Origin of the sequence: Coraliomargarita algicola (assembly GCF_033878955.1) — a bacterium.
Lineage (GTDB): Bacteria > Verrucomicrobiota > Verrucomicrobiia > Opitutales > Coraliomargaritaceae > Thalassobacterium > Thalassobacterium algicola.
The window spans coordinates 4,832,125-4,845,254 of the sequence record NZ_CP138858.1 but is presented as its reverse complement, the minus strand read 5'-3'; the positions used below and the strand labels follow the sequence as shown (position 1 = coordinate 4,845,254).

General features: G+C 54.0%; 11 protein-coding genes. 10 read left to right on the top strand and 1 reads right to left on the bottom strand.

Annotated elements, in window-relative coordinates; all coding sequences use genetic code 11:
• The first annotated feature begins 24 nt into the window (after positions 1–24).
• From SH580_RS19865 to SH580_RS19855, 3 genes are all read left to right on the top strand, one after another.
• Positions 25–1,959: a sensor histidine kinase gene (locus SH580_RS19865; RefSeq protein WP_319832557.1), complete on the top strand. Its 1,935-nt coding sequence runs from the start codon at positions 25–27 to the stop codon at positions 1,957–1,959.
• A 16-nt stretch (positions 1,960–1,975) separates the two neighbouring features.
• Positions 1,976–2,632, top strand: coding sequence for a response regulator (locus SH580_RS19860; protein ID WP_319832556.1), 657 nt, complete (start codon positions 1,976–1,978; stop codon positions 2,630–2,632).
• Positions 2,633–2,837: 205 nt separating this feature from the next.
• Positions 2,838–3,362 (top strand): cob(I)yrinic acid a,c-diamide adenosyltransferase, encoded by a 525-nt coding sequence (locus tag SH580_RS19855; protein ID WP_319832555.1) that lies wholly within the window; start codon positions 2,838–2,840, stop codon positions 3,360–3,362.
• 19 nt (positions 3,363–3,381) lie between these two features.
• Here SH580_RS19855 and SH580_RS19850 read toward each other — a convergent pair whose 3' ends face one another.
• On the bottom strand, positions 3,382–4,524 hold the full coding sequence (locus tag SH580_RS19850) for a DEAD/DEAH box helicase (protein ID WP_319832554.1): 1,143 nt from the start codon (positions 4,522–4,524) through the stop codon (positions 3,382–3,384).
• Positions 4,525–4,811: 287 nt separating this feature from the next.
• Here SH580_RS19850 and SH580_RS19845 point away from each other — a divergent pair, with 287 nt between their 5' ends.
• The 7 genes from SH580_RS19845 to SH580_RS19815 are packed head-to-tail and all read left to right on the top strand — an operon-like array spanning position 4,812 to position 13,073.
• Complete coding sequence (locus tag SH580_RS19845) at positions 4,812–5,804, top strand: AAA family ATPase (RefSeq protein ID WP_319832553.1); 993 nt, start codon at positions 4,812–4,814, stop codon at positions 5,802–5,804.
• The gene (locus tag SH580_RS19840; protein ID WP_319832552.1) at positions 5,798–6,667 is read left to right on the top strand and encodes a DUF58 domain-containing protein; all 870 of its coding nucleotides are present in this window, start codon (positions 5,798–5,800) and stop codon (positions 6,665–6,667) included. Before SH580_RS19845 ends, SH580_RS19840 begins: the two co-directional genes overlap by 7 nt.
• A 2-nt stretch (positions 6,668–6,669) precedes the next feature.
• Positions 6,670–7,419: a hypothetical protein gene (locus SH580_RS19835; RefSeq protein WP_319832551.1), complete on the top strand. Its 750-nt coding sequence runs from the start codon at positions 6,670–6,672 to the stop codon at positions 7,417–7,419.
• Entirely contained in the window at positions 7,416–8,444 is a 1,029-nt protein-coding gene (locus tag SH580_RS19830; RefSeq protein WP_319832550.1) for a VWA domain-containing protein, read from the top strand. Before SH580_RS19835 ends, SH580_RS19830 begins: the two co-directional genes overlap by 4 nt.
• Positions 8,441–9,658, top strand: a complete 1,218-nt coding sequence (locus SH580_RS19825) for a vWA domain-containing protein (RefSeq protein ID WP_319832549.1) — start codon at positions 8,441–8,443, stop codon at positions 9,656–9,658. The genes SH580_RS19830 and SH580_RS19825 overlap by 4 nt, the downstream gene beginning before the upstream one ends.
• Positions 9,619–10,554 carry a hypothetical protein gene (locus SH580_RS19820; RefSeq protein ID WP_319832548.1) on the top strand — a complete coding sequence of 312 codons (936 nt, stop codon included), beginning with the start codon at positions 9,619–9,621 and terminating at the stop codon, positions 10,552–10,554. Before SH580_RS19825 ends, SH580_RS19820 begins: the two co-directional genes overlap by 40 nt.
• Positions 10,554–13,073, top strand: coding sequence for a BatD family protein (locus SH580_RS19815; protein ID WP_319832547.1), 2,520 nt, complete (start codon positions 10,554–10,556; stop codon positions 13,071–13,073). Before SH580_RS19820 ends, SH580_RS19815 begins: the two co-directional genes overlap by 1 nt.
• The last annotated feature ends 57 nt before the right edge of the window (positions 13,074–13,130 follow it).

Sequence of the window (13,130 nt, the reverse complement as noted above, 5' to 3'; positions counted from 1 at the left end):
TACTTTATTCTAGGCTGCTTCGTAGTGAACACTGCCCTCTACGGCCAGCCAACACAGCCGCTCGTAGAGTTATCAATCTCTGTATTGGAGAACCGACTCTTAGAGATCGACTCGCGCATCGCTGAACTCGCTGAATTTAGTTTTCAGACAGGAGTCGGCTCCAATGGGAATCGTTCCGACTCACATACTGAGCCGAATCATCGCGAGTGGTTCCAAGTCGAACTCGAAGGCTTCCAGAACATTGACCAAATCATTCTGGTGCCACATATCGTGAAGGACAGCAAACTGGGCGTGATCTCCGACGGCTTTCCGGCCGAGTTGGAGATCATTGCCGGCACGGCAATGCATCCTGAAGGCGAATTAATTACGCAATTTCGACCGACGGATGGCGATCAACACATTGCCCCTTACACGTTTGCCACTCCCGGCCTGCAAGCCTCATGGATACGCATTCAAGCCACGGAACTCTCCCCACGCGCCTGGGACCTGAAATATAACCTTCAACTCGCAGAGATACTGATCTTTGAAGGCAATCACAATCACGCGCTCGGCAGTAAAGTGACCGCTTCTTCACAAAGTCGCGGCTACGACAGTTCCCGAAATGAGCGCTATCTAGTCGACGGCTTCATGCCCTATACCATGAACGCTGCGAGCGGCGAACAGAGCATTGCAATGATGGTTCGCATCTCCGAGCCCCACGCACCTCTCGCCATAAGCATTGATTTGGAAGACGCTTACCAACTGGACCGGATCCACCTGCATCGCATCGAACTGAGCAACAATATGCCGCTCTCCAAAGGCTTCGACTTTGGCATGCCCCGCAGGCTCTTGATCGAAGGCTCCAATCAAGCTGATTTTTCTGAGAGCACTGTTTTACTGGATCTCCATTTAAAGAATGCCTATGAGAGCGGCCCGATCATCATGCGCGACCTGAACCCACAGGCCTGCCGTTTCGTCAGGTTGACGGCCGTCGAACCGTTCATCGACACTTTGATGCCAGAGCCTACAATTGCCTTTGGCTTTGCTGAAATCGAGCTATTCTCCAATCAGACCAATGTAGCGTATCAAAAAACACCGACGACCAATTTTGAATACTCAAGTTATGCACGCCCACTAACGAAACTGACCGATGGCCAAAATTTCTACGGCACAATCCTCCCGATTCGCGAGTGGTTGGAGCAACTCGAAGAGCGCTATCACTTGGAGGCAGAACGACCTCTAATTCGGGCAGAATTGGACCGCCGCTACGCCCGTCAAAGCATCACGCTCCGGCGTATGAGTTGGCTCGCGATGTTGCTCACGACAGGCATCGTGGTCGTCATTCTCGTGGACCGCATCCTGCGCCTACGGCAAATTGCACGCATCCGCGAGCGCTTCGCCGCCGACCTACACGACGATCTCGGCGCCAGCCTTCACACCATCGGTTTACTCGGTGATATTGCGCTGTCCTCTGTTGATTCACCGGAACGTTTGAAGACCGCCCTCACCCGCTCACGTGAGCTGACCAAACGTGCAGGTGCCGCCATCCGCCATTGCACCGACTTACAGACAATGGGCCGCGTGGGCGACTTAGAGCAAGATATACGGCGCATCGCGGAACGCATGCTCGTCAATTCCGACTACACGATCTCGGTCCAAGGGGCGAACTACTTCAACAAACTCAAACCGCGCCTGAAGATGGACCTGTTCCTGTTTGTAAAGGAATCCATCACCAATATCGTCAAACACTCCAATGCCGATCAGGTAAGCATTGAAATGAACGCAAATTCCAGTTTGATTGAAATCAAGATTCAAGATGACGGCCGTGGCCTTCCCGACGACAAGGAACAAAAGGTGCCTCCATCACTAAAACGACGCGCGCGCGTCATGCACGCCAGCATCAGTATTAGTCACAGCGCAGAATACTCTACAATCATTCACCTGTGCAGAAAAAATAGTTCGCTCCTATTCTGGCAATAAATACAGTCAAAAACCCATGCCCTCAACAATCAACATCATTATGGTCGAAGACCATCCGGAGTACCGCGAAGGCATCGCCTTAGCGCTGGAAACAGAGCCTAAGATACAACTGACTCATCAGTTTGGCATGGCGGAACAAGCTCTACGAGCCTTAGAGCATGATACCAACACCGATGTGGTACTGTTAGACTTAAACCTGCCTGAAATGTCTGGGCTGGAAGCGATCCCTTGGATGATCAAGTATCGACCCGACATAAAAATCATCGTCTTAAGTCAATCGGATGACGAATCCGACATCTTACAGGCCATCCACCTGGGCGCGGCGGGGTATCTACTGAAAGAATCCACATTGGAGCAAATCATTAACGGCATACAGACCGTCGTCAAAGGGGGCGCTTCTTTAGACCCTCGCGTGGCTAAATTCATTATCAATACGGTACAGAAAAAAATTCCCGCCCCAAATGCCAAACAGCTGCTCTCAGAGCGAGAGCTTGAAATCTTAAAACTACTCAGCGAGGGATACATGAAAAAAGAAATTTCGGATCATCTGAAAATTGAAACTTCTACTGTCGCCACACACGTGCGCCGTATATATGAAAAATTGCAAGTGCCCAACGCACCTGCAGCAATCACTAAGGCTTATAGGACAGGTATCTTTTCCAGCGGCGATTAGTGTTCTTTGGGCTCATACAAAAAAACACGCACTCCAAAGCTTGAAGCAGTGAGCGTTCGGCGTATGGCCAGGGCCAGCCACTCACAGCGACCACAATAAATATTCAAGACTTCACTTGAATGCTCTGCCCGAAAATGAAATCGTCACCCTAAATGAAACATGGGTGCATCTGATTCAGCCCCAACTCATCAGCATTCTAATCCAAATGAGCATAGCAACCAAACGAGGCGACGACGGCACAACAGCCCTACTTTTTAATAAACGGGTGCCTAAAACCCATCCACGTGTAATGACATACGGACGGATCGATGAGCTCACCTCTGCCATCGGTCTCTGTAGAGCACACTCCGATCAGCCTGCAGCGAAAGAGCTTTTACTCTCAGTGCAAAAGCAGCTCATCAACTACATGGGCGAGCTCGCCACCGACGATACGGACCAGGCGCGCTACCTTGAAAAATACGGCGAGCAAGCAATTAGCAGCGCAATGATCGATCACTTCACCGAGCTTGTGACCGAAAAAGAAAAAGACATCCAGTTCAAGGGCTGGAGCTTCCCGGGCGATACGGTGGCGGACGCATTCTTCGACAGCGCGCGCACCACCTGTCGTCGCGCAGAACGCGGCGTCGTCGCCCTAAAAGAATCAGGTGCCAGCGTTCGGCCTGAATTGATCCAATATTTAAACCGACTCGCCGACCTGCTCTGGTTAATGGGACGCGAGCACGCCCAATAATCGAGCGTCTCGACGAACATCAACAACCACGCAGATCAATCTCGTCGCTGGGCTTCATCGCCACGACTTGCCCCATCTTTTTCTGAATCACCGTGAAGTGATGCATTTCATCAGGAGTGATCAGCGAAATCGCCTCACCACTGGCCTCGGCCCGCCCCGTGCGGCCAATACGGTGAAGGTAATCTTTGGGCGAGCGCGGCAACTCGTAGTTGATCACATATGGCAAGCCATCGATATCAATCCCACGTGCCAACAAATCGGTGGCCACCAACACAGAGAACTCCCCTTGCTTAAATGCCTCCAAAGTATCCAGTCGCGCATTTTGCCCCATTTTAGCATGAACCGCCCATGCATTGATACCGTTTTTACGCAGTTTGAACGTTAAATTATCGGCTTTCTTCCGCGACGATACGAAGATCAAGACCTGCTCCATCGCTTGCTGCTGAATTAAATAACGTAACAAGGGCCCCTTACGCGCTTCACTCACAAAATAACCGTGCTGATGAATATGCTCGATCGACTCACCAACTTCATCGATCTGCAAAATTTTTGGCTGTTTTAAGATCAAGCCTTGCATCTGCGAAATATCGTCATTCAGCGTCGCCGAAAAGAGCAAGCTCTGACGCTGCCTCGGCAATAAGCGTAGCAAACGATTCACTTCCTCTTCAAAACCAAGGTTCAATAGTTTATCCGCTTCGTCTAAGACTAATGTCTGCACCTCCGAAAGTCGCACCGCGTTCTTATCAATCAGATCCAACAGTCGCCCGGGTGTCGCCACCAAAACATCTACCCGACCGAGAGCTTGCATCTGAGTATTCATCGAAACACCGCCATACACGGCTCGACAGCTTATGCCTGCGCTCAAACACGGAATGAAGCTCTGAAAAACCTGACTCACTTGATCCGCCAGTTCACGCGTCGGCACCAAGACCAGCACCCGGGGCTGGCGGTGTCGCGATAAAGGCGCGCCCTGCAAGCCCTGCAATATGGGCAAGACAAAGGCTGCGGTTTTACCCGAACCTGTTTTGGCGATCCCCAACACATCGGCCCCCTGAAGAATCATCGGGATCGCGGCCCGCTGAATCGCAGTTGGCTCGGTATAGCCAGCTGCTGCAAGTGCCTTTGAAAAGTAAGAGGCCAGTCCGAATGGAGAAAAGGGCATAAGTCGAAGTGATAAAAAGATAAGCGCGCAGAATACACGCAATTGAGGCACATGGAAAACCAGACTCCAAGATGGACGCGCTGGTAGCCATTGTCCACCCTGACTTCAGCTCAGGCCTTCTGTCTATGACTGATTCCAAGCTCATCTTTAAATCCGCAGCCAGACGGGAAAAATCACTGCCATTTTTAGTACCTAACAATTCTTCATCCTTGAATTTAACTAGAAGCTAAATTTAATTGCCCGATTCGGCCCGAACCTTTGATCGCGCGAGCACACTCTATTTTATCATGCAAACATCTGCCACTTCTTCTTCCGATGCACTGCGACAAGTCCGCCAACAAATTGCTAAGTTGGTCGTCGGCCAAGCTGCCCTGATCGACCGCCTGCTACTGGCTCTGCTTTGCAACGGTCACGTCTTACTGGAGGGCGTCCCCGGAGTCGCCAAAACATTGACAATCAACAGCCTCGCCAAGGCGATCGATGCCTCATTCAGCCGCATCCAGTTCACGCCCGACCTACTGCCGGGCGACCTGACAGGCACACTGGTCTACGATCCACGCGAACATGTTTTCACCGCGGAGAAAGGTCCCATTTTTGCCAACCTGCTACTGGCCGACGAGATCAACCGCGCGCCCGCTAAAGTTCAAAGCGCGCTCTTGGAAGCGATGCAAGAAAAGCAAGTTACACTGGGCAAAGAAACCTTCCCACTGCCCAAGCCTTTCCTAGTGCTGGCCACACAAAACCCGATTGAGCAAGAAGGCACCTACATGCTACCAGAGGCGCAAGTCGACCGCTTCATGTTTAAGCTAAAGGTCGACTACCCCTCGATGCAGGACGAGCTGGTGGTCATGCAGCGCATGGCACGCACTGAAGCGCTTCCTGAAATCGAAGCCGTACTCCAAATCGATCAGCTAATGCAGCTGCGCAAAGAACTGGAAGCCGTCTTCATCGATGAAAAAGTCGAGCGCTACATCATCCGCATAGTCGATGCCACCCGCCACCCGGGCAACTACCAGTTGGAGCTCGACCGCTACCTCCGCTTCGGCGCCTCTCCGCGCGCTTCGATTTACCTGTCTTTGGCCGCCCGTGGTCACGCGCTCATGCAGGGCCGCGACTACACAACACCACAAGATGTTAAAGACGTCGCACATGACATCCTACGCCACCGCATGGCGATTTCCTATCGAGCGGAGGCCGAGGCGATCACCTCAGACGATCTCTTGGATAAAATTCTATCCGCAGTGCCCGTCTCGGAATCAGGACTGAACGAGGCATGCTAGACAAACTCGATCAACGCCTGAACTTACTCGAGCTCAAGTGCCGCCGCCCGGTAGAGCATTTACTCGCAGGTGAGTATCGCTCGATTTTCCGCGGTCGTGGCATCGAGTTTGAGGACGTGCGCCCCTACCAACCGGGCGACGACGTGCGCACCATGGACTGGAAAGTCACCGCGCGCACCGGCACGCCACACATCAAACGCTACGTCGAAGAGCGCGAACAATTCTTCTATCTGATCGTCGATGTCTCCGCCTCCATGCGGCACGGCAGCCAGAGCGCGAAGTCACAAACCGTGTCCGAGATCTGCGCGCTACTGACCATGGCTGCCATTAAGAATCAGGATCGAGTCGGCCTGATTCTCTTCAGCGACGAGATCGAGCAAATCGTCCCGGCAGCGAAAGGACGCAGCCACGCCATGCGAATCATGGATGAACTGGTCAACTTCCAACCTAAAAACACCGGTACGAACTTTACCGAAGCGCTTGGCCGCTTTGCGCACATTGCCCGCAAACATTCCGTGGTCTTTGTCGTCTCCGATTTTTTTACGGACGACTATTCCCACGAATTGCAAAACCTCGCCTGCCGTCACGATGTAAATGCGATCCATATCGCTCAAAAGCCCTCCGATCCGGCCGCCCCCAAATGCCTGGTTCGTATGGAAGATGCGGAATCCGGACAACAGCGTATCGTCGACTTAAAGGCACAGCAAAGCGCTGGTCAGGCCCACAGCCAGCAATTAGAACGCGAGATGCTAGAGTCCGGCGTCAACCTACTCTCACTGCAAGTCGGCGAAGATTGCGTGCAAGCCCTCGCCGGATTTTTTCAACAGCGTCAGCGTGAAAGCGCCGACGTGACCGGAGGCTAAGCATGCGCACTTGGCTTTATATTCTCGGCTTTTGTTGCTTGGCCTGGTTGCCGCTGCACATGCAAGCAAGCCAGCCACACGGCATTGTGCTCAGCCTAAGCCCAACAGAATGCCACCCCGGCGATTTAGTCGAACTGCACGCTCAAATGACACGCAGCGACTACGCCGAATTCGAGCTAAAACTGCCCAAGATGCCGGCCCTCCACTTCGTCGCCCAACAACAGAGCCCCATCACTTACAGTCAAGGCTTCTATCGGCAAAGCGCCGTCTGGATCTTTCAACCCACCCGTTCTGGCAAGATCGAATGGTCAGGCATCCACGCTCGACTCGAACAAGGCGCGCACGAAAGTGAACATACGCTCGCCCCGCTGACACTCGAAGTGCTCCCCTATGCGAGCACCGAAGATCCCCTCACGCCCGAGCCACTCCCCGCAGATTCTGAAGCAAACGAAGCAAGGCAAACTCCCCTCTGGCTCTACCTACTAATCGTGCTCGGCGGCATCGGCATCCTTTACTATGCCCTACGGCCAAAATCGAAGCAGCCCGCCAACAAGATCACGCCCAAGCCTGGACTCAACGAACTACAGCAAGCATTAAAATCCGACACCATTCCAGTTACTCTCATCGAGCAGCTGCTCCCCGATCCCTCTCTCTCGCACCAGCTGCGTATGACGATGGAGGCAGCCCTTTATAACCCCAAGGCCGATCCTCAAACCCTCCGCGCTGCAATCGAAAAGGAGGTCCAGTCATGACATTTCATGATCCCTGGGTCTTGCTGCTGATTCTCCCCACGCTCTGGCTACTACGCCGGCGCCAGCGCAAGCGCAGCTCCATCACAGTGGACTCACTGCAACAATGGCCACTGCAATCTTCGGGCAAGGCTCGCTGGCTCTGGCTGCCTCCTTCGCTTCGTCACGTATCCATCGTATTGATACTAGTTGCCTTGGCCCGTCCACAGGCCAATTCCTCCTACGACGCTCAAGTATCCGAAGGTATTGCAATCCAAATGCTGGTCGACGTCTCCAGCAGTATGGATATGAGCACCAAAACATTCGAAGGCAAAAGCACCAGCCGCATGGAAGTCGCCAAGACCATGGTCGAACAATTCATTGCGGGCGACGGCGAAGCACTCAAAGGCCGTCCCAATGATTTGATCGGCTTGATTACCTTTGCTCGCTACGCCGACACCCGCAGCCCATTAACCTTTGGGCACAAAGCACTGCTGCAAATCGTGCGTCACTTAGAAATTCAAGAACGCCCCAACGAAGACGGCACAGCCTACGGAGATGCCCTCGCAATCGCCGCGGCCCGACTACACAGCCTGGACGAATTGCGCGGCAGCCTCAATCCCAGCGAACTGGACTCCATTAAAAGCCGCATTATCATTTTGCTCACCGACGGCGAAAACAACTCCGGTGCCCACTTACCGATTGAATCTGCGGGCCTCGCCAAAGCCTGGGGCTGCCGCATTTATTCCATCAGTTTAGGAGACCCCGTCAACGCCCCCGACAGCTTATCAGCCACCGACACGCTCAATGCGGCCGAACAAGTATTGGAGCACATCAGTAACGAAACAGGAGGCATATTCCGCAAGGCTCACAACGCGGAGTCCTTGCGCGCCGTGTATCAGGAAATCGACCAGCTAGAGCGCAGTAAAATAGCCACGCAACAATTTGACCGTGTCGCGGAATGGTTTTGGCTCCCGCTCGCCATCAGCCTAGCCGCCCTAGTGATAGCCTTAACCCTTGAAGCAACCAGTTTGCGCGTCGTGCCATGAGTGATTTTGTATTTCAATGGCCGGCTGCCCTCGCCCTACTACTGCTGACCTTGCCGCTGATCGCATTGCTCCGCTATGCCCGTCAACAACGCCTGGCTGTCATTCAAACAATGGGCGGCCAGCGCCCCACCCATCGCCGTCTACGCGACATATTGCGCGTGCTCGCATTTGTCGCTTTGGTACTCGCCCTGGCACGCCCCGGATACGCGCCTCGCATGGAGTCCACTTCACGCACCGGACGCGACGTAGTCTTTGCTCTGGATGTGTCGCGTAGCATGCTCGCTCAAGATGTGTCTCCCTCACGCCTCGAAGTCGCCAAGCAAGGCATCCGCGATGCGCTTGAGCAATTTACCAACCAAAGGGTCGGCCTGATCGTTTACGGCGGCAGCGCATCCATTCTCTGCCCGCTGACCCACGACTATGCTTTTGCCCGCTACATGCTAGAGCAAGCCCACCCGCGCAGCGTCGACTTCGGTGGCACCACCATACAATCCGCCATCGAAAAGGCAGTCGACCAAGTCTTCATCGCTGGTCGCGAAGAGGTACAAGACCTCATCATTCTCACCGACGGCGAAGACAACGGCTCACACTTCGAGAACGCATTAGACCGACTCAAACAAAGCGCAGTCGACACCTTACTGATAGGTATTGGCGATCCGAATACCGGCAGCCCGATTCCGATCACAGATGAAAAAGGCGACACGACATTTCTCGCACAAAACGGCAGCACCGTGTACACCCAACTCGACGACGAGGCCCTACGCGCGCTTGCGGCCGGCAGCACACGCATACAATACCTCCCCGTCGGCACCACTCCCTTTAACTTGGGTAAACTCTACCAAGACTATGCCCAAGACCTCCCGGTGGATGCCAATGACAACGAAAACGGCATACGCATTTATCAGGAAGCCGCCCCCTACTTACTGATCCTAGCGCTCCTGCTACTCGTCTCTCCGAGTGCTGGGGAGCCAACGGCCTGCAAATCGGACAAGCAGCACTCTTACTGTGCACACTCTACACAATCACACCACACGAAGTGTCTGCCGCCTCCCCCGCCATCGAGTCCGCGTTTAGTGCGGCTCTCGAAAGCTACCAAAACGGCGATTTCGAAACCGCCCACACCGAATTCAGCGAAGTCTACGACTACGCCAGCAACCACAACGCCGCACCGCGCATGCTTGCGCCCATTCAATTCAACCGCGGCCTCAGCCTGATTCAACTCGCCAATGCCAATGCAGAGGCCAATCCACAAACCGCACTCGACTATGCACAAAGTGCCGAACTTGCATTTCTCTCCGCGAAGCGTTACCAAAATGACCTTAACCGCGCGGGCATACGGCTCGAAAGCACCGCTCAATTGATCGGCCAACTCCAAGCACAGATTGAAGCTCAACAACAAGCCGATGCGGACCTGCAGGCGCAAATGGAAATACTGATCGAACGACTCCAAGCCCTATTGGAGCAACAAACTCAGCTGCGTCAAAAACTGATAGCCACCGACCCCGAACGCTTCAACAATCGACGCAGGCGCCTCGCCCCCGTCGAACCTGCTGCCGAGCAAGTCGACAACTGGTCGCAAGACATGCAGGCACAACAAAAATCATGCATCGGAGACAGTGCGCACATTCGTAGCTTAATGCAACGCATTGACCAACAACTCACGCCACCGGACCTCGATCTGCCGGAATTCGAAACTGTCCTGACCGAACCACTACGCTTGTTTAGTCAAGTGCAAGCCCAACAAGAGCAGTCGATCAAGCTGCTCACCGCTTGGATTCACTGGCCCGATGCCCACCAAAGCCTGCAAATTATAGAACAAAGCATCGAAGAAATCCTAGACCTGCTCCGCAGCGACTCCGAGCAGAATTCCGAAGACAGCGAAGAGTATGAGGACATGGAAGAAGATTACGATTACATGGAAGACTCCGAAGAGAGCATGAGTAGCTCCGATGCCATGCAGGGCGATTTCGCAGCGGCCTCAGAAATGCAAGCACTACCGGAGCCGAACTACTCCGCCGAGGACATTCTAATGGAAGAGCAAGGCAGCTTACAATTCCGTCAACAAAAACGCGCCGAAGCCAACGCCGCCAAAGTGGAGAAGGACTACTGATGCCTCGCTACTTTATTATAGTTTTCAGCCTGCTCGCGCTCAGTCTGTCCGCTCAGGAAAGCGAGCCGCAATTGCCACTGCAACACGTTCAAGCACAAGCTCGCGAACAAAGCTTCTTCACCGACCGCATCGCTAGCCTACGAGTCGACTTTGACAGCGTGGTGGACACTCCAGAAGACTGGCCCCAACAATCCGACGGCTTCCGCATCTTGGACATCGAGGTGCAAGCCACCCAGAGCGAACCCGCCGGCAGTCAAGCCCGTATCCGGTTTCTACCTACAAAAGCAGGCGTAGTCACACTGCCAGCCTTTGACTTTCAATCTGCCAGTACGCACTACCAAACCGCTCCAATTCAAATCATCGTCAGTGAGCCTCAACGCTCCGATCAAATGTCGCTGCAACTGACACCCCACAAACTTAAAGTCTATGTCGGCGAGCCCTTACGCATCGACCTCGTATGGCACAGCTCCATCAATGCGGCCGCACTCAAGCATTTAAAGCTATTCCCTGATTATTTCAACGATCCCAACATCTCTATAGTCATTCCCCGCTCGACTGCAGCGGAAGAAGTGCAGGTCGGCCTCCCCATCGGAGGACGCCGCGTCATCGCCACCCGCACGCGGCTCGAAGGTAATGAAAAAGCACTCGGCACAATAGAACTGCCGATCTTTCTACGCTTCGAACAAGCCGGCAAATACACACTGCCCACCACACACTTAGAGTGCGCCCTACTGGAGAAGCCCGACCAAGGCTTCGCCCGCTACGCCGCCCACTTCAACAATAGCTTCTTCACCCCCGTAGAACCGAGCGAACGCTACCGGCGCATTTACACCACCGCACCCGCGATTGATATCGAAGTATTGCCCCTGCCCATCGACTCCGAGCAAGCAACTTTCACCGGCCTATTTGAGCCCATCTCCATCCAAGCCAGCGCCAGCCCAACGGAACTTGAAATCGGGCAACTGATGGAACTGGAGTTCAAAGTCAGCAGCAGCGCACCACACGGCATGCTGCAACTGCCGCCACTCAGCCAACAAAGCGGCCTGCGCGAACGCTTCGTCGTCGACGATCAATACCGCACACTCTGGCAAGCAGACGGCAGTCTATTCCGCACCCGCCTCCGTCCACTGGCCACATCCACCCAAGCCATTCCCTCACTGTATTTCCGCACATTCAACCCCGAGACAGGCAGCTATCAAAGCATCCGCACCCAAGCCATCCCGCTACACTTAAAACCCAGTAATGGACTAGACTTTATTCCCCATGGCACATTCGAAGGAGCCGCGGTCCGCTTAAGCTCACAAACACAAGGCATCTGGAATAATTTGGAAAAAAATCCCATGAACGACACACTCAACCTCATCACTCAGTGGCTCAATCAACTCTTCTGGCCACTACTCTGCCTAGGCCCCATTCTATTTCTAATACTACTGCCAGTCGTGCGCGAACGTCGCCGCCGCGCCTTAAACCCCGACTACGCACGCCGCGTAGCCGCTTACAAAAGCTTCAAAAAGATCCCCCGTCACGCCCCGGAGAAATGGCCTGCATTCTTACAATTCATGGCCACAACTTTCGGCAGCCAAAGCCAGGCCTGGACGCGTGGCGACAGCGAACAAGCCCTACAAAAGATCGGCGCGGACACAGCCACCCAGCAAGCACTCCAGCAGATTCACGACGTGACCGATGCCGCCGAATTCAGCCGCCAGGCCCCCAAGCCAGAATATAAAAACCTCAATCAAATCGCGCAAACAATTGCCCGCCACACTGGCAAGCTCAGCTTGCTGCTGTGTCTACTCACTCTTGGCTTGAGCCCCCAATCCAAAGCAAACGAATGGAGCGAAGCGCAACAAAGTTTCGCACAAGCCCAAGCCGCGCCAGTCGGTAGCGACGCCTCCATTGCCGCCTATACCGTAGCCGCTCTCAAATTTGAAAACCTCGCAACCACCCACCGACATGGCGCAGAAGCCTGGGTCAACGCCGGCAATGCATGGTATCAAGCTGGTGAGCTCGGACGTGCCATCGTCGCCTATCGCTCCGCACAAGCACAGCGTCCCTTTGATTCGCAACTCGCGGCCAGCCTGGCAAGTGCACGAGCCAGCGCACTCAACACAGTGCCCGACAGCCGCAGTTACTTACAAAAGATCCCGACCACATGGCTCAAAATCAGCTGCTTAATCCTCAACACACTCTTCTGGGGCAGCCTGTTAGTCATGCTTCGCTATCCCCGGCGCAGCACTTACATCAGTAGCAGCTTGCTGGCAATGTGCCTACTCATCAGCGCAAGCTATCTCAGCCACCGCATACTCCAATCCCCCCCATCCGGTACTATCATCGTCGACAGCATCTACGCCAAGAAAGGCCCTGGCTACGCCTACGCTAACGCATTCAACGAACCACTTCACGACGGTCTCGAGTGCACGCTTATAGAAACCCGCGCAGACTGGCACCATATCCAACTCAACGACCAACGCAGCTGTTGGGTGCCCCCAAATACCCTCCAACTCATTCAGGCAGATTAAGCAAAATAAATGAGTGGAAATCGGTAGCGCAGGTCCGTCTGCAATGACACGCCCTGA